We start from the raw sequence: 25,889 nt of genomic DNA on the forward strand, positions 1-25,889 counted from the left end.
CCCCCTGGACCATCACCGCGTGAGCACCGCCTGGGTCTGGGTGGTCTGGGCGACCCGGCGACCGTCGGCGTCGTAGAGGTCGGTCTGCACGACGATGGTCGTCCGGCCCGTGTGCAGGGGACGGGCCACCGCCCGCACCTCTCCGTCCCGTACGCCGCGGAAGAATCGCGTGCTCGTCTCGACCGTGGTGGTGTTCGCGCCCGGCGGCAGGTTCAGGAAGGCACAGGCCGCGCCGACGCTGTCGGCGAGCGTGATGAGGGCACCGCCGTGCATGACGCCGCCGGCGGTGCAGCGCTCCGGCGTCCAGGGAAGCCGGCCGGTGACCTCCTCGGCGGACGCCGAGTCGATCACCACGCCGGTGGCCTGCGCGAAGGGCATGGCGGACAGGAGGTCGTCGGGAGAGATCATGACGACAGTCTGCCGACGACGGGCGCGATGTCCATTACCTGCCAGGTCATCGCCCTTAGCGGCAGGCGAGGTCGAGGGCGACCGCGGCGCTCCAGGACTGGGGCCTGCTGCCGAGCGGATGCGCGGTGAACGGCTGGTAGTACTCGGCGAACACCCCGTCGGTGAGCTGGTAGAGGGCGGCCTCGCGCAGCCGTTCGGCGGCGTCGTGTTCCCCGGACCGCTCCAGGCCCCAGATGATCAGCAGGTTCATCGGCGGCCACTGCGGGCCGCGCCAGTACCTCGCGACGTCGAACTCCGGTGCCTCCGGGCTGGTGCTGGGCGGCAGCGGATAGGCGAACTCCGGATTCCCGCACCAGGCGGGGGAGTGCAGCAGGCCGACCAGGCGGCGCTGGCGCTCCGCGTCCAGCCCGCCGGACAGGAGAGGCGCGAACCCGGCGATGGTCTTCGTGCGCAGGGTCGTGTCCGTGCGCAGGTCCACGTCGGCGGCGAACCCGTCGTCGTCGGCTGTGCCGAGCACGCCGTGGCGGAAGCGCCCGGCGTATCCGAGCAGTTCGTCGACGGCGCCCAGGCCGAGCTCGTCGCCGACGCGGGCCAGATCCTCGTTCGCGGCCGCGAAGACGGCGCTGGCGAAGACGTCGGCGACGCGGAAGCTGAGCGACTTGCGGGCGAGTTCGTCGTCGTACCGCGCCTGCCGGAGCTCCTCGATCAGCCACTGGTACTTCACGTAGTCCGCGTCGGTCGGGCGCTGCGACTGCTCGCCCAGGGCCTCCAGGTCGGACCGGCGGAACGGCCGGAAGTCGGCATCGGGGACGACGTCGGCGTAGGGGGCGTCCCAGCGGGGGGAGTTGTCCATCCCGCTCTCCCAGCCGTGATAGATCATCAGCAGGCCCCGGCCGTCGGCGTCACGGTGGTCCGCCAGGTAGCGGTGCCAGGTGAGCAGCTTGGGCCACAGCGCGCGGATCCGCGCGACGACGTCGCGCCGCTCGGCGGCGTCCGCGCCGCGCGTCGCGTCGAGGATCCGCAGCAGGGCGAGCCCGTGCACGGGCGGCTGGATCAGTCCGCTGGTCGCGGCGTGGTCCGGTGCGTGGGGCGAGGTCTCCTTCGACGCCCACCGGTCCGGCCCCGGCTCGTACAGCGGAGCGTTCGCGGAGAAGACGATGTGCGGGACCATGCCGTTGCCCCACTGCGCCGCGAACAGCGTCTCCAGCTCGGTCAGCGCCCGGCTCGCCGACATGCGCGCCAGCCCGATCGCGATGAACGCCGCGTCCCAGCTCCACATGTGCGGGTAGAGGCGGGGAGCCGCCACCGTGAGGGAGCCCCGATCGTTGCCGCGCAGGACCTCCGCGGCCCGCTCGGCGACCTCCGCCCGGCTCAGTCGGTTCACCACCCAAAGCCGATGGCGATCGGGTCTCGGTCTGTCGCTGTCCGTCATCTCGATTTCTCCGCACCAGTGGACTTTGTCCGGCATGGTGGCAACTTCGTCCATGATCATAGACATAGTCGCCCACACCGATCCTGCGCCGTCGCTCCGGGCGTGACAAGTGACGTGCCTGTAACCGCTGTGTAACTTTCGTAACCCATGTGAAACGGCGGCGGGAATCCGGTTCGCAGCGCCCTCGCGCGGGACGACCGACGCATGCGCGCGGCCCGCGGGCACCGATCCGGCGGCGCTTCGCGACGGCCTCGGAACCCAGTGCTCGGCGGCTCTCCGGTACGGGCCCAGAACCCGGTCCGCAGCGGTTCGGAGGGTCCTCCGGCACGGGCTCAGGGTCCGGTGCGCAGCGGCTCGGCGGCGGCGATCCGGGCGTCGACGACCTCGGGGGAGAAGACCCGGTCGATGACCATGGACGCGGCGCCGACCACGCCGGCGCGCGGGCCCAGGCGCCCCTCGCCGATCTGCAGCCCGCGGGTGGAACGGTACTGCACGCCCCGGAAGACGACCTCGCGGATCTCCCCGACCAGGTGCTCGCCCGCACCCGCCAGCGACCCGGAGATGATGAGGGAGCCGGGGTTGACCACGCTCACGACCACCGCCAGGACCTCGCCGAGCGTGCGCCCGGCCTCCCGGGTCAGGCGGACCGCCTCGGGATGGCCGGCCAGCGCGAGACGGGCGACGTCGGACGCGTCGCGGATCGACGGGTCGACCGCCGCGAGCTCGCGTGCCAGCGCGGCGCCGCCCGCCACCGCGGCGAGACAGCCGCGCGACCCGCACGAGCACACCGCGTCGTCGCGGCCCGGAACCCGCACGTGGCCGATCTCGCCCGCCGCTCCGCCGACCCCGCGCAGCACCTGCCCGCCCTCCACGATGCCGGCGCCGATGCCGGTCGCCACCTTGACGAGCAGGACCGGCGGCCCCTCGGGGCCGGCGGCGGTGTACTCGCCGAGCGCCATGACGTTCGCGTCGTTGTCGAGCATGATCGGGCCGGGGAACTCCGCGGCGAGCGCGGCGGGGATGTCGTACCGCTCCCATCCCGGGGCGATCGGGGTCTGGACCGTACGGCCCGTGCGCACGTCCACCGGGCACGGCAGGCCGATGCCCACACCGCACACCTCGGCGACCGACCGGCCGCAGTCGGCGAGGAGATCACGGAACCGGGCCGTCACCCAGGCGATGGCCTTCTCCGGTCCCTCGGAGCTGAGCGTCCGGCCGGTCGTCTCGCCGAGCGCCCGGCCCGCGAGATCCGTCACCGCGACCCGGCCGTGCGTCGCCCCCAGGTCGGCGGCGAGCACCACGGCGGACCCTTCGTCGATCTCCAGGAGGCTGGGGCGGCGGCCTCCGGTCGAGGCGTCGACGCCTCCCTCGCGTACGTAACCGGCGCCGACCAGCTGATCCACGCGCTGCGCGACCGTCGACCGGGCCAGCCCGGTGAGCTCCATCAGATCGCGGCGGGTGCGCGCCGCCCCGGCCCGGATGAACTGCAGGAGGTGCCCGGCCGAGGGCGCGCTGACGTTCGGCATGCCGTCGACCCCCTCTCCTCGGCGGCGCGCGGCGGGGCCCGGGCGAGCGCGTCACCGCGGGCGGAATGCGCCGTCAGGAGGAATTTTCCCATGAGACGCCAGTGCGCCGCGCCGACCGGGTTCCCGGCCCGCCCCGGCGGGCGAACGGCGTCATCGCGTCGACTACCTCACAGGTAATCGCCGCGGACCACGGTGCCCGATAACGTCTGGTCGTCATGGTCACCACAACGACTTCCACGCGCCCCGTCGGCGACCTGCTGCGCGACTGGCGTCACCGCCGGCGGCTCAGCCAGCTGGAGCTGGCACTCGACGCCGACGTCTCCACCCGTCACCTCAGTTTCGTCGAGACGGGCCGTTCCCACCCGAGCCGCGAGATGGTCCTCCGGCTGGCCGAGCGGCTCGACGTGCCCCTGCGCGAGCGCAACGATCTCCTGATCGCGGCGGGGTACGCGCCGGTGTACTCGCAGCGCTCGATCGACGCGCCGGAGATGGGCCCGGCGCGCCAGGCACTCGTCCGGGTCCTGGACGGGCACGAGCCGTATCCCGCGCTCGTCGTCGACCGGTTCTGGAACCTCGTCATGGCCAACAACGCCGCCATGCTCTTCCTGGAGGACGTGCCCGACGAACTGGTCCGTCCTCCGGTGAACGTCCACCGGCTCGCCCTGCACCCGAAGGGACTGGCGTCCCGCGTCGTCAACCTCCCGGAGGTGCGGGCGCATCTCGTCGCCCGGATGGCGCGCCAGGTGTCGCTCACCGGAGATCCGGAGCTCGCCGCGCTGCACGAGGAGACGAAGGCGTACGGTCCCGACGTCAACGAGGACCCGGCCCATGGGTCGACCTACGACATCGCGCTGCCCACCAGCCTGCGGTACGGCGACCGGGTGCTGAGCTTCTTCAGCACGGTGACGACGTTCGGCGCGGCCGCGGACATCACGCTCGCCGAGCTCGCCATCGAGGCATTCTTCCCGGCGGACGACGAGACGGCGGCGGTGCTCCGCGAGCGCGCGGAGTCAGGACACTAGGGCGGGTAGGTCGCCGGAGCGCCCGGCCGTGCGGGCGTCAGCGGTCGGGTGCGTCGTAGTGGATCCGTGCGGCCGGAACGCCCAGCTCCTGGAGGTTCGTGACGGTTCGCGAGACCATCCCGGGCGGCCCGGCGACGTACACGTCGTGACCGGACCAGTCCTGGAAGCGGTCGAGGACGTCGGGCACGAGCCCCCGTACGCCGTCGAAGGCCGGATCCTCCGAGACGACGGGCACCGCGTGGAACCGCGGCCGGCCGGACGCGAGCGCCTGGAGGGCCGGCAGGTCGTACAGGTCCGCGGTGGTGCGCGCGCCGAACAGTAGATGGACGTCGCGGTCCTCCCAGGTCCGGAGGGCCTCCTCCGCCAGCGCCTTCACGGGGCCGAGCCCGGTGCCGCCCGCCACGCACAGGACGTCGCGGTCGGATTCGGCGTCGAGGACCATGCCGCCCGACGCGCGCCCGAGCAGGAGCGCGTCGCCGACCGCGGTATGGCGGACGAGCGCCCCGCTCACCCACCCCGCCGGCACCGCTCGTACGTGGAAGCGCAGTAGCCCGTCGTCGCCCGGCGCGTTCGCGATCGAGTACGGCCGCCACACTCGGGGCCAGCGGGAGGTCTGGACGGTGACGTACTGCCCGGCCTGGTATGACAGGGCCTCGCTCGGCCGTACGGTCAGCACCGCGATGTCCGGAGTGCGGCGGTCGTGCTCGACGACCTCCCCGATCCACCAGGGAGGTGCCTGCGCGGCGTCCTCTTCGGCGGCCTGGACCATGATCGCGGTCGCCGTGGCGTACATCGTGGTCCAGGCCGACTCCATCTCGGCGGTCCAGGCCTCGCCGGCGTACGCGCGGAGCGTCGCCAGCATCGCCCGGCCCATCGCGTCGTAGTGGTCCGGAGCGATCCCGAACTTGCGGTGGTCCCGCCCGAGCCGGGCGAGGAGGCCGGTGAAGGTCTCTGGATTGTCCAGGCTTCCGGTCATCTGGGAGAGGGCGTGGAACATCCGATCGCGCGGCGCGGTCATGCTCGAGGGGAAAAGTGCGCGAAGGCGTGGGTTCTCCGCGAAGAGGCGCCCGTAGAAATAGGCGATGCACTTTTCCGCGTGTGGCTCGATGAGTGCGTAGATTTCCTTGATCACCCGAGGTTTCAGTGATTCCACTGATTCCACTGCCCGTTCCCGTCGCTCGTTCCCGCCTGCCCCCGTGGAGCGAGTTTCGCATCTCACCAGGCAGAACATCAACCTCTTGGAGAGCGCTAATCCCGAGATGTACGAAGCGTAATCAAATGCGGATTATATGTGATCAGAGAGTAATTGCGGCTGATTGTCGGATACCGATCGGTATGAAATTGCTGAGGGCGTGCGCCTGGCTGCATACTGAGAACGATAGAAGAAATATCTACGAGTTTGAAGAAATCTCTACTTGGGATCTCCCTCGCGTACGGAAGGATGTTCCCGCGAAACTCGGGTCCTCGGGTCGTACGTGAGGGGGGCCTCAGGTGCAGGGCGGCCCGGACGTGCGACGCGTCACGGACGAGCGTCCACCGGCTCCGTCATGCGCCATGATGGCCCAGACCAACGAGACACCGCCGCAGGCGTTCGGGAGGAGGCTCTGGATGACAGGGTCGACGTACGGCACCGGGCCCGCACTCATCGGAATCACCACCGACCTGGAGCCCGCGCGCTGGAGCGACTGGGTACGCGAGGCGGCCCTGCTGCCCGCGTCGTACCTCCGTGCCCTCGAGCGCGCGCGAGCCGTGCCCGTGCTCGTCCCGCCGTCGCTCCGCGCAGCCGTCCCGGCACACGTCGAACGCCTCGACGGACTCGTCTTCGCGGGCGGCGCCGACCTGGACCCCAATCTCTACGGCGAGTCCCCGCACGAACGGACCGGTCCGCCGCAGCCGCACCGTGACCGCTTCGAGCTGACCCTGCTGCGCGCCGCGATCGAGACCGACCTGCCCTTCCTGGCGATCGGACGCGGCATGCAGGCGCTCAACGTCGTCCGGGAAGGCAGCCTGATCCAGCACCTGCCCGACGTCGTCGGCGGGGACGTCCACGCGCCGGCCTCCGGCCGGACGGGCACCCACCGGGTGCAGATCAGCGGCTCCAGCGCCCTGGGCCGGATCCTCGGCGAGCAGGCGGAGGTGGCCACCCGTCACCACCAGGCCGTCAAGCGCCTGGGCAAGGGGCTCGTCGCGGTCGCCTGGGCCGAAGACCAGGTCGTCGAGGCGGTCGAGCTGCAGGGCCACCGGTTCGGCATCGGCGTGCAGTGGCACCCCGAGGAGAGCGACGACCCGCGCCTGTTCGAGGCGTTCGTGCGAGCGGCGTCCGAAGGCCGTTTCTGAGCGGCCGGCCCGGCCGCGGTCGGAACGGGACGGCTTCGCGATCTTCGGGATAGGCTCAGGCCAGCCCAGCGCGGAGGTCGGACCGGTGAGCTATGAATCGTACGAGCGGCTGCGGATCGACTGGGCTCGCGAGGGCGTCCTCCGCGTGACGATCAGCGCCCCCGAACGCCTCAACGCCGTCGACGCGACCGGCCACCGGGAGCTCGCGCAGATCTGGCGGGACGCCGACGCGGACGAGGACGTACGCGCCGTGGTCGTGCGCGGAGCGGGCACCGCGTTCTCCGCCGGCGGCGACCTGGCCATGATCGAGGAGATGATGGCGGACTACGAGGTCCGCTCCCGGGTCCTGCGCGAGGCCCGCGACATCGTCTACAACGTTCTCAACTGCGGCAAGCCGGTCGTGAGTGCGATCCAGGGACCGGCCGTCGGCGCGGGCCTGGCCGTGGCTCTGCTCGCCGACATCTCGGTCGCGGGCCGCACCGCGAGGATCATCGACGGCCACACACGGCTCGGCGTCGCCGCCGGCGACCACGCCGCCGTCATCTGGCCACTGCTGTGCGGCATGGCCAAGGCGAAGTACCACCTCTTGCTCTGCGAACCGCTCACCGGTGAGGAGGCCGAGCGGATCGGTCTCGTCAGCGTCTGCGTCGACGACGACGCCGTGCACGACAAGGCCCTGGAGATCGCCGGCCGCCTGGCCGACGGCGCCGCCCAGGCGATCACGTTCACGAAGTACGCCCTCAACAACTGGCTGCGGATGGCCGGACCCGCCTTCGACGCGTCGCTGGCCCTGGAGTTCTACGGCTTCGGCGGCCCGGACCTGCGCGAGGGCGTCCAGGCGCTCCGCGAGAAGCGCCCACCGCGCTTCTGACCTAAAGCGAACCAGGGGACGCGGACCCGCCCGCCTCGCTCCGTATCGGCGCCCGCAGGTAGCGCGCGACCAGCCGGGCCAGGCGTTCGGCCACGACCTCGACCGGGTCCGTCGGCAGCATCACGTGACTCATCGTCAGGCGGATGACCACGTCGGCGATCTCGGCGACCTCCGCCGCGTCGAGCTCCGGCCACTGGCGCACGGCATGGCTGACGATGCGCTCCCGCGCGGCGAACAACACCGGCTCGGCGCGCGTCGTCATCAGGGGGAGCAGATCCCCGCTGCCCTCCCCGGTCAGCGTCGCCTTCTTCAACGGGTCGTCCGCGGCGGTCCGCAGGGTGTACGACACGGCGGCCGCGACCGCGGAGTACAGGTCGGCGTGGTCGGACAGCGCGGCGTCCACGCCATCGAGATACCGCTCGTTCTCCCGGAGGTTCAGCGCCTGCGCCAGGCCCCACTTGTCCCCGAACTCGTTGTACACCGTCTGCCGGCTGACCCCGACCGCATCGGCGACGTCCTGCATCCGGACCCCCCGGAACCCGCGCTCGATGATCAGGCCGGCGGCGGCGTCGAGCAGGTCTTCGTGGAGCCGACGACGTTGGTGCATGCTCTCAGACTCCCAGAGAGACGGCGGTGCGGGAACATCCCTGTCATCCGCGCGGCGGCGTGACGCGTCCTTACTCATGTGAGCAGGACGAGGAGAGATGTCATGAAGGTGTGGCCTCCGGGCAAGCGCCACCGCTCGGCTCCCGGCGCGCTCACCCGGCCCGCGTCGCGTCGAAACGGATCCGACCTCGCGGGCTGGGCGATCCGCGACGAGAAATTGCTGGTGGCGACCAGATTCGGTGGCGACGTAGAGCTCTATCACGCCTGGCGTGACCGTCTGTGGAGGGAGATGCACGATGCCGTGCACGATTCCCGCCCGGTGCGGAAGACCGCCGATGATGAGGAATATGTCGTAATGAAAGCCTTCGGCGGCGACTGGGCACAGTACCGTGTCTGTCGTGACCGGCTCCGCGAGGAGCTGTGGCAGATAATGAAGGTCACCGACGGGCGCTGAGCGCCCCATTTGACCGCCGCGTGGCCGGGGTCATCCCCCCGATCCCCGGCCGCGCGGCCCTGACTAGCAAAAACACCGGAACAGGACAAAACCCAGATCCCCGGTGACACGGTCTCCCTCTTGTTAAGAAGCGATCAGCGCAGGTCAGAGCCACTAGGTACGTCTGCAGAAGCTCGACTTCTGGGTGCGCAATCCGGACTACCTCGCCTTCGAGCTGATGAATGAGTACGAGGCAACGCCCGACGTACGTCGCCTGCTGGATTTGGCGTCCGAAATTCTGGAGTCCGAGGAGCCAGACCTGTGGCGCTTTGCGATGCTGCGCTACAAGTACGGGGCCTTCGAGGAACTCGATGACGCCCTAGCCCCGCTGGTCGAGCGCGAGCCGCTGCGTAAGACGCAGATCCTGGGTCAAGATCGGGTCGTGGAGCACATCTACTTCCTGCTCGAAGAGGGTCGGCGGGCGGCCCGGTCGATCGTGGCCGAGCCCTCCGTGTCAGGCTCAAGCGAGACAAGTGGGGATGGAGTTCCCAGAGTGGCATGAGCAGGGCGAGATTTGGTGTTGCAGACTGTGACGATGACGAAGCGCGACCTGGAGGCCGAGGGGCCTCGGGGTGATCGGCCGAAGCGCCGGCATTTCTCGGCTGAGTACAAGCTCCGCCCTCCATGGTTCGCCCGTTTGTTGGCGAGGTTGGATGCGGGGGACCAGCCGCTTTCCGGGTCGACGATCGGTCTGTATCGGAGGATCAGCGTGAGCGGATCTTCGAGAGGTTCGTACGCCTCGATGCCACGCGGGCCGCGGACGACGGCGGCGCCGGGCTCGGTCTCGCCATCGCGCGCGATGTGGTGGCGCGACACGGCGGATCGCTCGTCGTACGCGCCCGGCCGGGCGGCGGTGCCCTGTTCGAAGCCGCATTGCCGTTGAACCGACCCACGTACGTGGACACACCGTATCCGCTGCGCGTCCGGGGACGCCCGGAAGCACCGATAGCCCCGGGACAGCGCCGCCGGGGCCCAAGGGAGTGGGAGCAGGGTCAGATCGTCGCGGTATCGATCACGAATCGGTAACGGACATCACTGTTGATCACCCGCTCGTACGCCTCGTTGATCTGGTCGGCGTGGATCAGCTCGATTTCGGCACCGAGGCCGTGCTCGGCGCAGAAGTCGAGCATCTCCTGGGTCTCGGGAATGCCGCCGATGCTCGAGCTGGTCAGGCTGCGCCGGTTGCCGAACACCGAGGAGAGCTGGATCTGGACCGGCTCCTCGGGAAGGCCGACGTTCACCATCGCGCCGTCCGTGCGCAGCAGTGACAGGAAGGCGCCGAAGTCGAGCGGTGCCGAGACCGTGTTGAGGATCACGTCGAAGGTGCCCTGAAGCTTGTCGAAGGTCGCCGGGTCGCCGGTGGCGTAGTAGTGGTCGGCGCCAAGCCGCACGCCGTCGTCCTTCTTGCGCAGGGACTGCGACAGGACGCTCACCTCGGCACCCAGCGCGTGCGCGATCTTGACGCCCATGTGGCCGAGCCCGCCGAAGCCCACCACGGCGACCTTCTTGCCGGGGCCGACGTTCCAGTGTTTGAGCGGAGAGTACGTGGTGATGCCAGCGCACAGCAGCGGGGCAGCCACGTCCAGGGACAGGCCGTCGGGGATGCGCAGGACGTAGTTCTCGTCGACCACGATCTTCTGCGAGTAGCCGCCGTAGGTCGGCTCGCCGTCCTTGCCGACGGCGTTGTAGGTCCAGGTCGGACGCCGGATGCAGTACTGCTCCAGGCCCGCCGTGCAGTTCTCGCACTCGCGGCAGGAGTCGACCATGCAGCCGACGCCCACACGGTCGCCGACCTTGAACCGGGTCGCGCCGGGGCCGACCTCCGAGACGACACCGGCGATCTCGTGGCCGGGGACCATCGGGAAGATCGCCTCGCCCCAGCCCTCCCGGGCCTGGTGGATGTCGGAGTGGCAGATACCGGCGAACTTGATGTCGATCAGCACATCGAGCTCGCCGGCCCCGCGCCGCTCGATCGTGGTGCGCTCCAGCGGAGCCTTGGCGGCGGGTGCGGCGTATGCGGTAACAGTCGTCATGCCGGGGTTCTCCCTCGATCCTCTATCAGGCCCACAAATGGTCTTGCTCAACGGAAAGCGAAGACGGTGAAAGCCGCGAGCTCGGCGTTGGAAGGCGCGCTCGCCTCGAAGCCGTAGTACTGGCCGTACTTCGGTCGTAGCAGGTCCACCGCATCCTTGGCAACGGCTGCGAGCTGCGACGGGAACCAGGCGGAATGGGCTCCCTGTGAGGGGTCGATGAAGTCGGTGATGGGATGAGCCTTGAAGGCTTGCGTCACTGCATCCCGGATGTCCGTGTAATATCCGAGTTCGAACTGAACGTCGGCGCGAGAACCGACGTTTCCGTGGCCCGCTGAGAGGAAATCCCACTCCATCTCTTGGACTTCGTTCAGGTTGCGTTCCGCGAACAGGAATCTCTCGTTGGCGGTGAAGCGCCAGAAGGGCGGTTGGTCCGGACCCATCAGGTCGGGGCAGTGCACGATGTTCTCGGTGGCCAGCAGCCATGCCGAGTGGTCGTCCGTGTGCGCTGCCCACTCGAAACCATGCATCTGGACCCTGAGATCTTCGAAGGTGAAACTCCCCTTTGGCCAGGCGACCGTCTCGGTCGGGCGCGGCAACACACTGTTAACGGCCTCAAGCTTCCTGGCCGTCATCTCGCTGGCGACGATGCGAAGCGCGCGGCGGTCCTGACGTGCTAGCTCGACGTACCTATCCGCATCGCCGATGTGATCCGCATGGAAATGCGTGTAGACGATGGTCGAGATGGGTTTGGGCGTCACCGATTCGATCGCCGCGACTACGCCGTCGTAACAGTGCTCGATGGGATCCATGAGGAGGACGGAATCTTCTCCCACGTAGAAGAGAGTGGCGAAGACTCCGACCTCGACCCAATATGAGCGATCCGACAGTCTCTGCAGAACGAAAGGCTCAGTCATTGTGCGCCGGAAGAGTTGATCGATATGGGCTCCTACTGGAAGAATAAGGTCCTTCGAAGGGGCAACGAACTCACCGCCGATGGTCGATGGAAAAGTGGGAGTCTCGGTCATAATCTTGCCCTTTGGTGTTGACTTTGGACACTCGCATCATCGTCAGGCGACGGAAACCTCGGTGAGGTCGATGGCGATAAGGATCGGTTCCGGCAAAACGTGGCCATCTTGCTGAACGGGCACGATGTACCGGTGGGTGGGGAAGACCAATCCCGACGCTGTTACGTGGTTGTCGGTGAAGTGCGCAGCCGGGATGCCGCCGAGAACGTCGGGAGCGTAGTCATGGCGTCGCAGTAGGCCAGCGCTGTTGTAGTAGAAGACCTGTTCCGTGGCGTGCGTGGCCATGTCCTTGGGGAATCTGGCCCGCAGCCGTCGCCGGTCTTCACCGGCCTCCCGCCACGGTTCCAGCTCCTCCACCACGACGCCGGGGCGCGTCAGCAGGTAGGGGGCGGTGAGGTAATTCCACATTGCGTAGCCCGCGAAGTACAGCACGTGGAGCTGGTCCCACGGGGTGTCGGGGCCGTGGCCGGCGAAGGCTTCGCGTGGAGCGGTCCGCTCGGCGACGACTTCGCCGTCCTGCTGCTCTATCGCGACGCGGTCAGGCGTGAACAGACCGCGCAGTTCCGGGCTGGTGAAGCCCTCGTAAACCAGCCGCTGCCGCTGCACGTCGACGGTCATGTCGGCAGTGGCGAGGATTCCCTCCTGACCGCGAAGGGTCCACAGGTGCCCGCCCAGGGACCCCTTGGCGTGGATGGTTCTTGCTTCTTGCCACCGCTGGAGGCCACCATGGGCCTCGAGAACGAGATCCAGTAGGTCACTCATGCGGCGTTCTCCATTCCTGGTACGAGGATCCGAGCTGCTCGAGCGAAGTAGCAGCCAGGCGGCGATGACGTTCTGTCACGGGTCGCCGCCCTCGCACGCGAGGTAGCGGGCTCGTGTGCCGGCCCGCAGAGTCGTCGTACCCGATGGCGGTGTCGGTGGACATGGTTTCTCCATCGGAGTGTGCCCGCTAGCGCGACCGGTCGAGGAATCGTGCGACGTCACTCGCGAACTGTTCGTGGTGCTGGAAAAGGAAGCCGTGTGCCGCATCCGGGTAGATCTTGATCTCCGCGCTGGGGATGAGGCCGGCCAGCAGGTGGGAGTAACGCGGGAGGATCATCGGGTCACTGTCGCCGTTGGCGACGAACACCGGTGCCTGGATCGCGGCCGCGCGCTCCAGAAGTGAGAAGTTGGGGATCCCCCAGGTGCAGACTGCGTCGTATTGTGCCTGGCGGGTCTGCCATGTCGTCGCCGTGTCCAGCTCACTCCTGGAGAACATGCGGCCGAGCGCCTTTTCGCCCGCTGTCCGGCTCTCGGGAGACTGGGTGTAGAAGACGTCGAGGAGCTTGGCCGGGATGATCCCCGGCTCGCCTACCGAATCGATGACCCACTTCGCCCACCCGTGCATGCCGGGCGCGCCCTGGGGTGCTGACGAGGCGAGCACGACACGCCGGACGAGCGCGGGCCGGATCAGCGCGATGTCCTGGGCGACGAAGGACCCCAGCGAGAACCCTAGGATGTCGACCTGCTCCAGGTCGATTGCCTCGATGAAGGCGATGGCGTCCAGCGCCATCTGCGCGACCGCGCTGGGTGTGGTGCCGCTGGATCCGCCGACGCCGGTGTTGTCGAAAGCGATGACGCGCCGGCTGCCGGCCAGGGCGTCCACCAGCGCCGGGTCCCAGTTGTCGAGGTTGCCCCTGAAGTGGATCAAGAGCACCAGCGGCACCCCACCCTCACCGACCTCGCGATACGCGTACTCGATTCCGGTGGCGGCGGTCACCTTCCTGATCGGCGCCTGGGAGTAGTTCAGCACCATCGGCGTTGTCCCTTCCATCGAATCCACCTCTCACTGGAGCGTGCTCCGGTCCCCGGCGCGGGGTACCGGAGGCGCGCGGTCAATCCCCCATAAGCCATGAGGCTCGGGACCGCTGCAACTGGATCCCGGACGGTGTCCGCGGAGTTCCCTGGTCACACAGTGCACTCTCTCCGTGCCCACACCCGTCGGCTGGTCGAGGGGACGTGCTCCTCGTTCGATCTGGAACCAGGCTCGATGAACAGTCGGCGGCTTGTCTCTCACATGAATAGGTGGGGAAGCGCGGTCCGGCGGCATGATCCAGGGCATGTCCCATCGAGTGAACATCACCTGTTTGCCGGCTCATCGCGCAGTTCGCGATGAGCTGAGAAGCCACGGAGGTCGCAAGACCCCCGTGTCGGTGCGAAACCGGCGTATCATCGGTGAGCCGTTTCCGCTGCTCACAGGCCCTGAGAGGCATCGGAGCGCCGGTCGGGTCGGTCGCTCAGAAATTTCGGAACCAGAGGTGGTCAGGTGGGTTCGGGACCCCTGCGAGGTCGTAGCGAGCCGAAACAGCGCGCACTGTCAGCGCTGCGCGGTGCGCGTCGACACGGATCGAGTGGCGTGGTGCTGATCTCCGGGCCATCGGGCATCGGAAAGACGGCTCTACTGTCGGAGATCTGTCAACAGGCCGCCACAATGAAAATCCGGGTCGCCACTAGCAAATGCGACCAGATCGAACAGGTCTGGCCGGGTGCTCCGGTGATCGCGATGCTGCGAGCGGGGCGCGACCCGTTGACCACCGCTTCGGAGTACGAGCAGATCACGCGCATGGTCAACGAACCAATGGTGCTTGTTGATAAGATCGCATCTTATTTGGAGAGCGTCGCGATGGCAGGGCCGTTGCTCATCGCGATCGACGACGTCCAATGGGCTGATCGGACCAGTCGGTTCCTGGTGCGCACATTGGTTTCTCGCCTGATCGGTCTGCCTGTGGTGTGGCTGTTGGCGAGCCGCGAGGACAACCTCGGTCTCGAGTTGATCGGCCACGACCCGATCCGCGTCGAACACATCCAACTCGCGCCACTGAGCGCATCGGAACTTGCGGCCATCGCGCAGGATCGCCTCGGGCGAGTACCGGACGAGCGGACGCGGCGGTTCCTTGAAGCCGCCGACGGAAACCCGTTTCTCGCGACCCAGATCATCGACAGCCTTGCCCGCTCAGCTGTTCGGGGAGAGCCCGATACAGTCCCCGCCGAGTTCACTGCCGCGGTCGCGCACCGGCTCGCCGAACTGACTGACGCGCCACGTGATCTGGTGCAACTGATGGCTGTAGCGGGTCGCCCATTGCCGATGCGCGACGTAACGGCGCTGATGCCCAGCATGCGCGATGTGGGCAGTGAGCGAGCCGTGGCCGACGCGATCGAGTCCGGGTTGATCACCGCAGCCGACGGCGCCTTGACATTCCGTCACGACCTGGTCCGCGAGGCGGTTTACGCGGCTGTCCCCGGCAACCTCGCACGCCGACTCCACCAGATGTTCGCCGACTACTACCTCACGGTGGCCGAGGCACCACTTGTCGCCGCATCGCACGCGCGAGCCGCAGCCACTCCTGGTGACCTCGCCAGCGCGCTGACCCTCATCTCGGCGGCAGAGGCGCTGGCCGAGATCAGCGCCGACGACGCGGGCGAACTGGCGGCGCTCGCCTTTCATACAGTGCGTCCGGCTCAGGCGGAATGGCTCGAGTTGAGCCTACGCTGCCTGTCGGTTCTGCGCCGGACACAGCGCCCGGCCGAGGCCATCGCGGTCGCCGACCTGATCCTTGCCCGCGTCGACGACGGTAACCTGACCGCACAGGTCGAGGTCGACGCCGCTCGCGCGCTGTGGCTGGGCGGGCGAATCAACGAGTTGCTGTCGCGTACCGAGCGGACCCTTCAATTCACCACACTGGACCCCGCGGTCAACGCACGGTTGCGCGCGGTACACGCGCTGGCCAACACCAGGGTGGCCACCGGCGACGCAGCCGCACGCGAGGCCACGGCGGCGGTCGAGCACGCGCGGGCGGCCGACGATCGAGAGGCGCTCACGCTTGCCTTGCAGGCGGCCGGCGAGGCCGCCAGGAACGAAGGGCGCCACCCAACGTCCTTGCGGCACTTTCGTGAACTGCGCTCCCTCTTCGAGACGTCCTACCTCGCCGAAGAGATTACGGCGCTGCAATTCCTGGATCGGTACGACCACGCCCAAACTCTGCTGAATCAAGCCAGGGCGGACAGTCGTAATGTCACCGAAACGATTCTGCCGTCCGTGCACTGCGCCCAGGTGTGGCAGGACTTCTACCTCGGCCGCCTCGACGATGCCGAGGCCGGTGGCCGGACGCTGACCGAACTCGGACAACAGCTCGGCAACGGCGTCTACACCCTGGACGCGATCATCGTCCGCATCGCCGTCTCGCTCCTGCGCGGCGACATCGAGGCCGCTGCGGCTCAGCTGCGGCGCGCCGATGACCTCACCGACATTGACGACGCCGTACGCCGGCCCGGGCTCACGGTCGTACGCGGTTGGCTCGCCGGAGCCCGCGGCGACCTCCAGTCGGCACTCGATTCGCTTCGGGCGGTGCTGGCAGGAGCGGACAAGTCATGCAGCTACTGGCCATTGTGGCCCTGTTGGGTGGGACTGTTTTTTGATCTCGGCACCATGGCCGTGGATGACGACTTCGCCGCCGCAGTCGTCGACGTCGCCGAGGTCGCGGCGGCCCGCAATCCGGGCGTCGCCAGCTCCGAAGGGGTCGCCCTCAACCTACGCGGGCGGAGCAGCGACGATCTGAAGCTGATCGCCCAGTCTGCGGATATCCTTGCCCGCAGCCCACGCCCGATATTGCGAGGTTACGGGGCCGAATCCTATGGACGTGCACTTCTCGCCGCTGGAAGCCGATCCACCGGTTTGGCCCAGCTCGATCGAGCCTGGAACGAATACCACCAGATGGACGCTCGAGTCTACCGCGCTGAGGTGGAACGCACGATGCGCGAAGCCGGAGCTCGCCGCGCCAAATGGTCCGCGGTCGCCTCGAGACCGACGACCGGCTGGTCGTCACTGACCGACGCCGAGCGACGCGTCGCCAGGCTCATCGCGGCCGGTCACACCAACAAATCCGCCGCCTCCGCCCTGGACGTGTCGATCAACACCGTCGGCACCCACCTTCGCTCCGTCTTCGCGAAACTCAACATCCAATCGCGAGTGCAACTGGCCAACGCGCTGCACGAGGAGATGGCGCGCTGAGCATCGACCTGCCCGCCGAACGGCTGTTCAGGGGCTGGCTCTTCGAAGCGTTCGCACCGCCCCGGCGCCGGTCGGGGCCGGCAGCCTCAGGTTCGTACGTGTTCGCGTAGCCAGGACGCGGCCAGCGTCGTCCAGACCGCCGTGTCTCCGGCGCCTTCCGCCAGGCCGAGGCTGTGCGGCCCGTGGGCGAACACATGGAGCGCATGCGGGACGCCGTTGGCGGCGAGCGCTGCCGCGAAGCGGTAGCTGTGCTCTGGAGGGACGTAGATGTCCTCAGCGGTGTGCCAAACGAAGAACGGCGGTGACTGAGGCGTCACCAGCTTGTCCAGCGACGTCGACCGGCGCGCCTCCGAGCTCGCGTCCTCGCCGAGCAGGATCAGTCGGGAGGGACGGTAGGTCTCCGTCTCCATCGATGTGATCGCGTAGCCGAGAACCGCGAACTGTACGGCGTCGGCCGGCTCGGCGCCGGGCGCGAGAGCCGCGAGGCCGGCCAGGTGACCGCCGGCCGAGAAGCCGATCAGGCCGATGTTGTCGGCTCCGCTCGCGCGACGGCGCCGGATCTCGGCGCGGAGCGCGACGAGGGGCGCCGGGTGACGGACGTTGAGTGGGTAACGGAAAACGCTGGCCTGAATCCCAAGCCCGCTGAGCCAATCGGCGATCGGCTCAGCCTCGTGCTGGGCATGCGCTGCGTACCCTCCGCCCGGCAGGACGATCATGTGCGTACGTGTCACTTACGGTTCCTCGTTCTAGCGGATTGTGTCTGCCGCTCCTGGGCGCCCACCTGCGCGGCATGTGCTCGGGGCGGTTCCTGCCGTCCGGGTAGGGCGCGCCCGCACGGTGTCCGTGGTGATTCTCGGCTTTGCTGGACCGGTCGAGTCCGCGCGGACGTGTGATCCGTTCGGTTCAGGAGATCACGCCACCTGAAATGGGCTGTATCACCCAAACAGGTGACGCCGGATCGGCGCCTGTGCGCTGGGGCCTTGGGGCTTGAGTCGCTAAAGGCCGGCCGCCGCACCCATCGAAGAATCGATCCGACGTCCTGCCTGGCGAAGCGAGCGGCCTCACATTGACCTGACGCAGCCACCTGCATGGGGCGCCGCCAGGTCAACGGCCCCCACCTACTACGTTCGTGTGATTTCTCTGCACTGGTCGGCTCGGCATTGTTACGTAAGCAGGGCGTCGCGGTCTCGGGCTTTCCTGGGGCGCGACGGCGCCCTATTGGACGGTCCTGTGGTCGATGGCTCGGGCTGTGTTCGGCATTCGCGAGCACCCTGGAGAGGACCCTGTCCAGTTCATCGCCGGGGGCTGGCTTTAGCGTCATCCCGGCCGTGCGCGGCAGCGGCGACCACCGTTGCCGCCACCTCCGCGTAATGCGAGCCGCGGCCCACGGGAAGGTCGGCGGCGAAGCCATCGCCGGCTCGATCGCGGGCGGCTACGGACGTGGGCGGTCCGGCTGGTCCTGAGCGCAGGACGACCGCTGGTGCGCGAACGAGGTCGTCCTGGGGCCGCCCGTAGGTCGCGAGTTCGGTCGGCCTGGACACGCAAAGAGGTGTCCTGCTCGTGCATGATCTTGCTGAGCTGAACGCGGGAGCGTACGCCGAGCCAGCGAACACCGATCGCACGTGCGTACCGACCGCGCAGCCCGCGAATACCAACGGTGACAGCAGCGAAACCGCCTCGTCGACGTTGCCTTCGGCCGCGGTGACCCAGCCTCGGACACGTAGCAGCGACGGCACGCGGCGCTCGTTCCTCCGTACCGGCTGGGCCGAATCAGCTCGTCAGTCTCCGGCGCGCCTCGGCGACGTCGCCGCGCTGAAGCGCCACCAGGCTCAGCAGCGATGCTGCTTCGATCCCGCAGCTGTAGCCGCCCGTTCGAGGGCGATCGCCGGCAGGGTCTGAGCGCCGGCCTTCGCGCCGTGATCAGACGCCGGAACGCAGCTACGGCGACCACGACGATCCGCGGGCCGTCGGCTCGCGAGAGCGGCTGTGCTTCCTGGGAGTCCGCTGTGTTCCCTGGGCTGGGCGGTCGAAGATCAGCCGGAGATGGGCATCCGGCGCGGTGCGTGGTGCGGAGCCGGCCCGACGGTTGAAGCGCTCGGGCGTCGTCGCCAGGAGATCTGAGGCTCGGCAGTGTCGGACGCAGACTGAATCGATGAGCGTTCGGATAGCCGTCGGCGCCCCCACCACCAGCCGATAAAGGGGGGATCCGGTCAGTTCGGGTGCCGGCGGGTCACCTCAGCCCGTGGTGTGGGCGGTCAGCCGCAGGATTTCCCGGCCGTCGGTGAGCGAAGCGACGCGGTTCCGCGAGCGGCATGGGCCCGGACTTTGGATGTACAGCTACGTTGTGACACACTTTGATGTTAACTGATGTCTATTGAAAATATGGGGCGTGGTATGAATCGTGGCGGGCGCGAGGGCTTCAGCGCGTTGATCGACCCGTCCGCACCCGCGGACAAGCCGGAGACCGCGCAGATGAAGGTCATCCACAAGGCCCTGCGCCGGGAGTTTCGGCTGCTGCCCGATCTCGTGGCCGGGGTGGCGGCCGGCGACACCGGGCGGGCCGGTCGGATCGCCGGCCACGCGTCACTGATCCTCGGGATGCTCCACGAGCACCACGAGAGCGAAGACGAACTGCTGTGGCCGCTCCTGCGCGCCCGGGTCCCGCTCGAGGAGTCGCTGCTTCAGGCCATGGAGGTCCAGCACCAGACCGTCGCGGCCCTCGTCGGGATGATCCAGCCGGATCTCCCTGCCTGGTCGCGGACCGCCGACCTGTCGACCCGCGACCGGCTGACCGGCCACCTGCGGCAACTCCATACGGCTCTGGAGGAACACCTCGCGCTTGAGGAGACCGCCGTCCTGCCGCTCATCCACGAGCACCTGACGGTGCCCGAATGGCTCGCACCCCAGCACGCCGCCATGAAGAAAGGACCGTCCGGACTGGCCGCCAAGCTGATCCTCGCGGGTGCCGTCTTGGAAGACGCCACCCCAGGCGAGCAGGCATGGTTTTTGTCCACGATGCCGCCACCGGCGCGCGTGTTGTGGCGAGTGTTCGGCACCCGGCTCTACAGCCGCATCAACAGCGTCCGCGGGGCCGCCGACGCAGGCGTCTAGATTCAGGCGGTTCCGCAGAAGCCGCGACGAGTGGTCGCCGGTGGGCCGGGCAGTCTGGGCGCGGACGCGCGCCGTCAGGCCGTCGGAGGCCGTGGTCCTGATCCAGGGCCCGGTGGGCGCACTGGCGACATGGCATGAGGCCGTCACCCATCCGGTCAGGCAGATCCCGGCATGAAGATGGACTTGCACATCGTGAACGACCCGGATCTGCGCCATGGCGCGCAAGGCGTCAAGCGTGTACGTCGCCGGACGATCGACCAGGCCGCCGACGGTCAGCCGGTAATTCGAGGCATCCTTATGGGGTACCGACCCGACGACGCTGTAGTAGCGGAGCCCGCCGGGGCCGGGCACCAGACCGGACAGTCCAGTGGGAACACGGGAGGAAGGCGGTCGTAGCGGCGACATCGGACGTGGGCACAAGATGGGGTCCGTGAACGTTCGACCGCGCACCGTGGCGAACGCCATGCCGTGTCCCGTCGCGTGGTCATGATTCGACCGGTCGGGGGTTGGCCGCTGTACCTGCTCGGTATCGGCGGTCCGCGCCGGCCGGCCGATCCGGCGCTCGACGCTGCTGTTGAACGCGGCCGCTCCCATGAGGGCCGGCTTGAGAGGGAAAGGCGTAACGCGTATTGCTCTGGACCCGTGCCGATCTCCCAGCGCGATGCACACGTGCGACGGCAGGGGAGAACGCCGTGAAGGCTGGGCCGTCAGGAAGCGTGATCGTCGGCCTCACCCAGACCGCGAGATCAATACCTGAGTCAGTGTCGAGATGCCGCAGACAGTGCACCCATGCAGACCATGACTCCCCGTTGTCCGCGCACCCCGGTGATCGAGGGTGGCCGATCGGTCACGTCGTCGGCGAGGTGAGCACGGCGAGCGCGTTGGCGTACAGCCGGTCCTCGGTTTCGTCCCAGCTCCAGCCGCAGTCCTCGACCAGCACTCGCCAGGACTCCGGCCCGAACCACAGCCACAGCAGGTCGGCCACCCGGTCGGTGCTTTCGGGGAGCGAGGTGAGGGACGACATGTGTTCGGCTACGGCGTGCAGCTGGGAGCGATAGGCGGCGAAGGCTCGGTCCGACAGCGCGGCGGCGCCCTCGTGCACGCCGAGAGCGTTGCGCACGATGGTGAGCACCTCGCGGCCGTTCTCGTTGCCGGTGCGGGTTCCGTGCGCCAGTTCCCTGGTGACCGCGGCCATGGTCCGCTTCGTGCGTACGCGGGCAATGGTGGCCTCATGTTCCGAGGCGGCCACGGCCGCGTCGACGATCGCGTCGAGAAGGTCGCTTTTGGAGCCGGCGCTGGCATAGACGGTCTTGACCGCGACGCCGGCGTCGGCGGCGATGTCGGCGACCGTCACGCGGGCATAGCCGTCGCGCAGGAACAGGCGGTGCGCGGACCCCAGGATCGCCGCGCGGGTCTGGGCGGCGGCGCGGGCGCGGTGGGGCGAGTGGTACGGGCGCGAGGACGTCACTTGATCGACTTTATCCAAGACATTGGGCCAGGCCGACGGGTACGGCGCGGTGACCACCGGTTCGCCGGCCTCGGTCTGTCGCCGCCGATCGATGCCGCTCGCACGCTTCGACGCGCGATCCGCAAGCCAGGCCGTCTGACAGGCCGGCGACACCAGGATCCGGCCCTGAGGGCAAGCGGCGGCGGAGATCGATTGATGGGCGGGATTTCCCATCGACGGCGAGTGGGCGCTCGTCGGGTCGTCCGGCCCACGGTGACGGACGCGGCAGCGAGGAGAGGAGGGCGGAGGCCTGCGGACCGGCCGTCCTTGTCGAACGTGTCGAAGCTCGCCGTACCGCGACTGGGGAGGGCCGTAGCGGAAGCCGCGCCGCGGCTTCCGCTACGGCCTCCTCGATGTCGCGCTCGGCAGTAACCGGTGCGCGGCAGAGGCGGTGTGGCAGGAATCCGAGGCGTCATTGCCACATCGATCTCGGCACTGTCGGCGGTTGAGCGTCCGGGTCGCTCGTTACCGGCCGTCGAGTTGGGCGCTCAGCAGCGCGGCTCGGGCGATGCGCTGGGCCGCGAGGGCGTCCTGCCGGGCTTGGGCGTCGGCGAGGGCGTCGGTGTCGAGGATCTGCAGGGCGTGCCAGATGGTGCGTATGACCTCGATGCCGGCGCGGGCGGCCTCCACGGCGTTCTCCCGGAAGGGGAACTGGTCGAGCTGCCAGACGCCCTGCCAGTTCGCCTGGGCGAGCGTATGGAAGAACTCGAAGGTTTCCACGAGGTGGATCGAGCCGACGACCATGTCATCGTCCCAGCCCCGGAAGTTGTCATTGACGTCGATCGCGTACAGTTTGTCCCTGGCCATGATCATCTGAGCCGCGTCGGCGGGTGATTCCAGGCCGTACAGCGAGTGCCCGAAGTCCAGCAGGATGCCGACGTTGGGGACGTCCATCTCCTCGATGGCCAGCAGCGTGCGGGCGGCGGAGGAGAAGGTCATGCGGTTGCGGGGTTCGCGGGGTTTGTACTCGATGGCGAAGCGCAGGTCGGGGTGGCGCTGGGCGAGCTCGCGGACCGCCTCGATCGACATCGTCCACAGGGCTTTGTAGTCGGCCTGGAAGGGATAGTCCCAGCCGTCCTGGCCCGGCCACAGTTTGACGTAATCGCCGCCGAGCCGGCGGGTGAGGTCGGCGGCCTGGCTGACCAGTTCGATGGCCTCGCGTCGGATGGGTGTGTCCAGTTAACGGGTCTGCTTGAGCCGGATGAATAGAAATGTTCAAGTCCGGTTCTGAGGGGAGGGCGGCGCGGCAACGCGCCGTCCTTACCCGACTCTTGTCTCCGCTGCTGGCCAATATCGCCCTGTCGGTGCTCGATGAGCACCTGCACGGGCCATGGAAACCCGGCGGGGCGATGTCGACCGAAAGCCGACGCGCCACCCGCCGCCGCAAGTACCTGCCGAACTGGCGGATTGTTCGCTATGCGGACGACTTCGTCGTCATGGTGCACGGCACCCGGCAGGACACCGAGGCGGTGCGCGAAGAGGGTGAGCGCCGGTGCGGCGGTCGGTGGCCGAGCCTTCCGGCGGCCTCTAGCACCACCTCACGGGTGCGCGGGGCGACATTGTTCTGGCCGTTGAGCACGCGGGAGACGGTGGCGATCGACAGCCCGGTCTCCTCGGCGACCTGCCGGACGGTTGCTCGCTGTCGCACAGGCTGATGCTCTTTCATCGCCGTTACATACGGCCTCCTTTCACGAGGGTGGTCGACGAACCCATGCCACCTCGAACCCATCATCCGGGGACGCAAGAGCTCTGTCCAGAAGGAGAGCACTACTTTCTTCACGCCGAGAAAAAAGATGCGTCATCTGATTGACACCTTGATACGTTCGGTGTTTCCTTCCAGTTGCCACCGCTGCGACGTCCGGGTCGGTAGTCGGCGTTGGCACCGCACGCATCGGACCTTCGAGGACCGTCATGCTCTCCGGAGTAACGGGGTCTGGCCCCGACCGTCCCCGCCGACGCCGGCGTCCGCCGGGCGCGACGGGCTCGTCTCGAACAGGGAGCTCCGGCATGCCTTGACCAGATCACCCGTTGCCGCCCCGCAGGCGGAGCCTCCCCGCCTGACCCACCCCTGAGCCCCGCCGCGCCTCGACGGCGGCAACGGGCGGACCGAACCGGAACCGGACCGTCCCGACCGGGACCCGCACGTGCCCGCCAGCGCGCGCCGGGCCCCACGAAATGCGCCATGCCTCCGCTGCGATCCACAGCGATCCTGCCCCGAAGCGAAGGAACCCCCATGCGACATCTGTCCGGTAGGCGCGCGCTCGCACTGAGTTCGGCGACCGCGCTGGCGGCCGCCGCGCTCTGCGCCCTTACCGCAGCGCCCGCGTCCGCAGCCCTCGCGGTCAACACGCCTTACACCTTCGTCAGCGCCAACAGCGGCAAGTGCGTCGACGCCGCCGCGGCCGGAACCGCCAACGGCACCGCCGTGCAGCAGTACACCTGCAACGCCACCACCGCCCAGCAGTGGCAGCTGAAGACCGCCGCCGACGCCGGCTATTACGTGATCGTCAACTCCAACGGATCGCAGCCCGCGATCGACGTCGACGGCCCCTCGACCGCCGACGGCGCCAAGATCCACCTGTGGTCGAACGGCGGCTGGACCAGTCAGGAGTGGCAGCCGGTGCAGGAGTCCGGCGGCAACTACCACTTCGTCAATCGCTACAGCGGGAAATGCCTGGACGTCCCTGGGGCGTCGACCGCCGACGGCGTCCAGCTCCAGCAGTACACCTGCAACGGCTCGGGCGCCCAGTCGTTCACCCTCACTCCCGTAGGCGGGAGCACGCCGCCGACCAACCCGAACAACCCCGATCTCGGACCGAACGTCAAGATCTTCGACCCGTCGATGTCGGCGTCGAGCATCCAGTCCACGATCAACTCGGTCTACAGCTCCCAGCAGACCAACCAGTTTGGGACGAACCGGTACGCGCTGCTGTTCATGCCCGGCAGCTACAACGTCGACGTCCCCGTCGGCTTCTACACCCAGGTGGCCGGGCTCGGCGCCCAGCCCACCGACGTCTCGCTGACCGGCGGCGGCGTGCACGTGGACGCGGCCTGGTCCGGCGGCAACGCCACGCAGAACTTCTGGCGCGGAGTCGAGAATCTCTCTGACACGCCCAGCTCCGGCACCCTGGAATGGGCGGTCTCGCAGGCCGACCCGTTCCGGCGCGTCGACGTCCACGGCAACATGACGCTGGACGACTACACCTCGGGCAACAACTCCAGCAACTGGTCGTCCGGCGGATACATCGGCGACAGCCGTGTCTCGGGCCAGATCAACTCCGGTACCCAGCAGCAGTTCCTCACCCGCAACACCGCGATGGGCAGCTGGACCGGCTCGAACTGGAACATGGTGTTCGTCGGCGACACCGGCGCCCCCGGGCAGTCGTTCCCGACGTACACCAACGTGTCCGCCACACCGACCTTGCGTGAGAAGCCGTACCTCTACGTCGACTCCACCGGCCTCTACAACGTGCGTGTCCCCGCCCAGCGCACCAACTCCGTCGGGCCCGACTGGACCTCCGGTGGCACGGCCGGCACCACCATTCCCATCACCCAGTTCTACGTCGTCAAGTCCGGCGACACCGCGGCGACCATCAACGCCGCCCTCGCGTCCGGCAAGAACCTGCTGGTGACCCCGGGGGTCTACCACCTGAACGCGCCGCTGAACATCACGCGGCCCGACACCGTCGTCCTCGGGCTCGGCCTGGCCACGTTCGTACCGGACAACGGCGTCACCGCCATCACCACCGCCGACGTCGACGGCATCGACGTCTCCGGGCTGATGATCAGCGCCGGCACCACCAACAGCGAGACGCTCATGCAGGTCGGTCCCGCGGGCTCCTCCGCGAGCCACTCCGCCGACCCCATCACCCTGCACGACGTGTTCTTCCGCGTCGGCGGCGACGTCGCCGGCAAGGCCACCCAGTCGCTGGTGATCAATAGCAACGACACGATCATCGACCATTCGTGGCTCTGGCGCGCCGACCACGGCAGCGGCGTCGGCTGGAACACCAACACCGCCGCCAACGGCTTGGTCGTCAACGGCGCCAACGTCACGGCGTACGGGCTCTTCGCCGAGCACTATCAGCAGTATCAGGTGCTGTGGAACGGCAACGGCGGCCGCACGTACTTCTACCAATCTGAGATGCCGTACGACGTCCCCAACAACGCGAGCTGGACGCCGGGCGGCGGCACCAACGGCTACGCCTCCTACAAGGTCGCCGCAGGCGTCACCTCCCACCAGGCCTGGGGGCTCGGCGTCTACTGCTACTTCAGTACGAACTCGGGCGTGGTCGCCGACCGGGCCATCGAGGTCCCCTCCACCGGCTCGGCCTTCCACGACATGGTCACCGTCTCCCTCGGCGGCACCGGCACCATCAGCCACATCATCAACAACTCCGGCAGCGCCGTCCGCTCAGGTAGCACCGTCGCCTACCTGACCAGCGGCCCCTGATTCGAGAGCCGCGGGAGT

22 protein-coding genes and 1 pseudogene are annotated in these 25,889 nt (G+C 68.4%); 9 read left to right on the forward strand and 14 right to left on the reverse strand.

The features are described from left to right. Window positions 1-12 precede the first annotated feature (12 nt). The 3 genes from NE236_RS00455 to NE236_RS00465 all read right to left on the reverse strand — a co-directional run bounded on the left by NE236_RS00455 (window position 13) and on the right by NE236_RS00465 (window position 3,366). Window positions 13-408, reverse strand: coding sequence for a PaaI family thioesterase (locus NE236_RS00455; protein WP_252839734.1), 396 nt, complete (start codon window positions 406-408; stop codon window positions 13-15). Window positions 409-463: 55 nt separating this feature from the next. Further along, the gene (gene ggh / locus NE236_RS00460) at window positions 464-1,792 is read right to left on the reverse strand and encodes a glucosylglycerate hydrolase (RefSeq protein ID WP_252839735.1); all 1,329 of its coding nucleotides are present in this window, start codon (window positions 1,790-1,792) and stop codon (window positions 464-466) included. 380 nt (window positions 1,793-2,172) lie between these two features. After that, window positions 2,173-3,366 (reverse strand): ROK family transcriptional regulator, encoded by a 1,194-nt coding sequence (locus NE236_RS00465; RefSeq protein WP_252839736.1) that lies wholly within the window; start codon window positions 3,364-3,366, stop codon window positions 2,173-2,175. Between the two features lie 215 nt (window positions 3,367-3,581). Between NE236_RS00465 and NE236_RS00470 the strand changes: the two genes are divergently transcribed. After that, window positions 3,582-4,388 carry a helix-turn-helix domain-containing protein gene (locus tag NE236_RS00470; protein ID WP_252839737.1) on the forward strand — a complete coding sequence of 269 codons (807 nt, stop codon included), beginning with the start codon at window positions 3,582-3,584 and terminating at the stop codon, window positions 4,386-4,388. Between the two features lie 37 nt (window positions 4,389-4,425). Here the strand turns inward: NE236_RS00470 and NE236_RS00475 are convergent, their stop codons facing one another. Next, window positions 4,426-5,550, reverse strand: a complete 1,125-nt coding sequence (locus NE236_RS00475; RefSeq protein ID WP_308209033.1) for a globin domain-containing protein — start codon at window positions 5,548-5,550, stop codon at window positions 4,426-4,428. A 446-nt stretch (window positions 5,551-5,996) separates the two neighbouring features. Here NE236_RS00475 and NE236_RS00480 point away from each other — a divergent pair, with 446 nt between their 5' ends. Further along, entirely contained in the window at window positions 5,997-6,725 is a 729-nt protein-coding gene (locus tag NE236_RS00480; protein ID WP_252839739.1) for a gamma-glutamyl-gamma-aminobutyrate hydrolase family protein, read from the forward strand. Window positions 6,726-6,810: 85 nt separating this feature from the next. Beyond that, window positions 6,811-7,596, forward strand: a complete 786-nt coding sequence (locus NE236_RS00485; protein WP_252839740.1) for an enoyl-CoA hydratase/isomerase family protein — start codon at window positions 6,811-6,813, stop codon at window positions 7,594-7,596. Window position 7,597: 1 nt separating this feature from the next. On the opposite strand, the gene NE236_RS00490 is transcribed toward NE236_RS00485, so the two are convergent. Then, window positions 7,598-8,203 carry a TetR/AcrR family transcriptional regulator gene (locus NE236_RS00490; RefSeq protein WP_252839741.1) on the reverse strand — a complete coding sequence of 202 codons (606 nt, stop codon included), beginning with the start codon at window positions 8,201-8,203 and terminating at the stop codon, window positions 7,598-7,600. 102 nt (window positions 8,204-8,305) lie between these two features. Between NE236_RS00490 and NE236_RS00495 the strand changes: the two genes are divergently transcribed. The 3 genes from NE236_RS00495 to NE236_RS00505 all read left to right on the forward strand — a co-directional run bounded on the left by NE236_RS00495 (window position 8,306) and on the right by NE236_RS00505 (window position 9,721). After that, window positions 8,306-8,656, forward strand: coding sequence for a hypothetical protein (locus NE236_RS00495; protein WP_252839742.1), 351 nt, complete (start codon window positions 8,306-8,308; stop codon window positions 8,654-8,656). Between the two features lie 184 nt (window positions 8,657-8,840). After that, entirely contained in the window at window positions 8,841-9,197 is a 357-nt protein-coding gene (locus NE236_RS00500; protein WP_252839743.1) for a hypothetical protein, read from the forward strand. A 122-nt stretch (window positions 9,198-9,319) separates the two neighbouring features. Continuing rightward, window positions 9,320-9,721 (forward strand): ATP-binding protein, encoded by a 402-nt coding sequence (locus NE236_RS00505; RefSeq protein ID WP_252839744.1) that lies wholly within the window; start codon window positions 9,320-9,322, stop codon window positions 9,719-9,721. Here NE236_RS00505 and NE236_RS00510 read toward each other — a convergent pair. The 4 genes from NE236_RS00510 to NE236_RS00525 form a co-directional block, all read right to left on the reverse strand. After that, window positions 9,688-10,728 carry an NAD(P)-dependent alcohol dehydrogenase gene (locus NE236_RS00510; protein ID WP_252839745.1) on the reverse strand — a complete coding sequence of 347 codons (1,041 nt, stop codon included), beginning with the start codon at window positions 10,726-10,728 and terminating at the stop codon, window positions 9,688-9,690. The two genes, NE236_RS00505 and NE236_RS00510, sit on opposite strands and share 34 nt — an antisense overlap. A 47-nt stretch (window positions 10,729-10,775) precedes the next feature. Further along, window positions 10,776-11,753, reverse strand: a complete 978-nt coding sequence (locus NE236_RS00515) for an MBL fold metallo-hydrolase (RefSeq protein WP_308209034.1) — start codon at window positions 11,751-11,753, stop codon at window positions 10,776-10,778. A 42-nt stretch (window positions 11,754-11,795) separates the two neighbouring features. Next, complete coding sequence (locus tag NE236_RS00520; protein ID WP_252839747.1) at window positions 11,796-12,515, reverse strand: hypothetical protein; 720 nt, start codon at window positions 12,513-12,515, stop codon at window positions 11,796-11,798. Window positions 12,516-12,702: 187 nt separating this feature from the next. Continuing rightward, entirely contained in the window at window positions 12,703-13,566 is an 864-nt protein-coding gene (locus tag NE236_RS00525) for an alpha/beta fold hydrolase (protein WP_252839748.1), read from the reverse strand. A 492-nt stretch (window positions 13,567-14,058) separates the two neighbouring features. Here NE236_RS00525 and NE236_RS00530 point away from each other — a divergent pair, with 492 nt between their 5' ends. Then, window positions 14,059-16,800 (forward strand): helix-turn-helix transcriptional regulator, encoded by a 2,742-nt coding sequence (locus tag NE236_RS00530; protein WP_252839749.1) that lies wholly within the window; start codon window positions 14,059-14,061, stop codon window positions 16,798-16,800. Between the two features lie 86 nt (window positions 16,801-16,886). Here NE236_RS00530 and NE236_RS00535 read toward each other — a convergent pair whose 3' ends face one another. Then, a complete protein-coding gene (locus NE236_RS00535; protein ID WP_252839750.1) occupies window positions 16,887-17,531 on the reverse strand; it encodes an alpha/beta hydrolase in 645 nt (214 codons plus the stop codon). A gap of 1,663 nt (window positions 17,532-19,194) precedes the next feature. On the opposite strand from NE236_RS00535, the gene NE236_RS00540 reads away from it, so the two are divergent. Then, on the forward strand, window positions 19,195-19,911 hold the full coding sequence (locus NE236_RS00540; RefSeq protein ID WP_252839751.1) for a hemerythrin domain-containing protein: 717 nt from the start codon (window positions 19,195-19,197) through the stop codon (window positions 19,909-19,911). A gap of 195 nt (window positions 19,912-20,106) precedes the next feature. Here NE236_RS00540 and NE236_RS44895 read toward each other — a convergent pair. The 4 genes and pseudogenes from NE236_RS44895 to NE236_RS44900 all read right to left on the reverse strand — a co-directional run. Next, window positions 20,107-20,505 (reverse strand): annotated as a pseudogene (locus tag NE236_RS44895) (molybdopterin-dependent oxidoreductase); the annotation flags it as partial. Between the two features lie 253 nt (window positions 20,506-20,758). Continuing rightward, complete coding sequence (locus NE236_RS00545) at window positions 20,759-21,379, reverse strand: TetR/AcrR family transcriptional regulator (protein WP_252839752.1); 621 nt, start codon at window positions 21,377-21,379, stop codon at window positions 20,759-20,761. A gap of 504 nt (window positions 21,380-21,883) precedes the next feature. Next, window positions 21,884-22,597, reverse strand: coding sequence for a sugar phosphate isomerase/epimerase family protein (locus NE236_RS00550; protein ID WP_289849759.1), 714 nt, complete (start codon window positions 22,595-22,597; stop codon window positions 21,884-21,886). Between the two features lie 235 nt (window positions 22,598-22,832). After that, entirely contained in the window at window positions 22,833-23,150 is a 318-nt protein-coding gene (locus NE236_RS44900) for a LacI family DNA-binding transcriptional regulator (RefSeq protein ID WP_372494205.1), read from the reverse strand. A 501-nt stretch (window positions 23,151-23,651) separates the two neighbouring features. Here NE236_RS44900 and NE236_RS00560 point away from each other — a divergent pair. Then, window positions 23,652-25,871 carry an RICIN domain-containing protein gene (locus tag NE236_RS00560; protein ID WP_252839754.1) on the forward strand — a complete coding sequence of 740 codons (2,220 nt, stop codon included), beginning with the start codon at window positions 23,652-23,654 and terminating at the stop codon, window positions 25,869-25,871. Window positions 25,872-25,889 lie beyond the last annotated feature (18 nt).

Source organism: Actinoallomurus purpureus, from assembly GCF_024055795.1.
Lineage (GTDB): Bacteria > Actinomycetota > Actinomycetes > Streptosporangiales > Streptosporangiaceae > Actinoallomurus > Actinoallomurus purpureus.

What these genes read in the sequence shown, in the direction of transcription:
- NE236_RS00455 (WP_252839734.1), bottom strand. Translation starts at nt 408, where the DNA reads ATGATCTCTCCCGACGACCTCCTGTCCGCCATGCCCTTCGCGCAGGCC.
- NE236_RS00465 (WP_252839736.1), bottom strand. Translation starts at nt 3,366, where the DNA reads ATGCCGAACGTCAGCGCGCCCTCGGCCGGGCACCTCCTGCAGTTCATC.
- NE236_RS00470 (WP_252839737.1), top strand. Translation starts at nt 3,582, where the DNA reads ATGGTCACCACAACGACTTCCACGCGCCCCGTCGGCGACCTGCTGCGC.
- NE236_RS00480 (WP_252839739.1), top strand. Translation starts at nt 5,997, where the DNA reads ATGACAGGGTCGACGTACGGCACCGGGCCCGCACTCATCGGAATCACC.
- NE236_RS00490 (WP_252839741.1), bottom strand. Translation starts at nt 8,203, where the DNA reads ATGCACCAACGTCGTCGGCTCCACGAAGACCTGCTCGACGCCGCCGCC.
- NE236_RS00495 (WP_252839742.1), top strand. Translation starts at nt 8,306, where the DNA reads ATGAAGGTGTGGCCTCCGGGCAAGCGCCACCGCTCGGCTCCCGGCGCG.
- NE236_RS00505 (WP_252839744.1), top strand. Translation starts at nt 9,320, where the DNA reads ATGGTTCGCCCGTTTGTTGGCGAGGTTGGATGCGGGGGACCAGCCGCT.
- NE236_RS00510 (WP_252839745.1), bottom strand. Translation starts at nt 10,728, where the DNA reads ATGACGACTGTTACCGCATACGCCGCACCCGCCGCCAAGGCTCCGCTG.
- NE236_RS00515 (WP_308209034.1), bottom strand. Translation starts at nt 11,753, where the DNA reads ATGACCGAGACTCCCACTTTTCCATCGACCATCGGCGGTGAGTTCGTT.
- NE236_RS00520 (WP_252839747.1), bottom strand. Translation starts at nt 12,515, where the DNA reads ATGAGTGACCTACTGGATCTCGTTCTCGAGGCCCATGGTGGCCTCCAG.
- NE236_RS00525 (WP_252839748.1), bottom strand. Translation starts at nt 13,566, where the DNA reads ATGGAAGGGACAACGCCGATGGTGCTGAACTACTCCCAGGCGCCGATC.
- NE236_RS00540 (WP_252839751.1), top strand. Translation starts at nt 19,195, where the DNA reads ATGAATCGTGGCGGGCGCGAGGGCTTCAGCGCGTTGATCGACCCGTCC.
- NE236_RS44900 (WP_372494205.1), bottom strand. Translation starts at nt 23,150, where the DNA reads ATGATGGGTTCGAGGTGGCATGGGTTCGTCGACCACCCTCGTGAAAGG.
- NE236_RS00560 (WP_252839754.1), top strand. Translation starts at nt 23,652, where the DNA reads ATGCGACATCTGTCCGGTAGGCGCGCGCTCGCACTGAGTTCGGCGACC.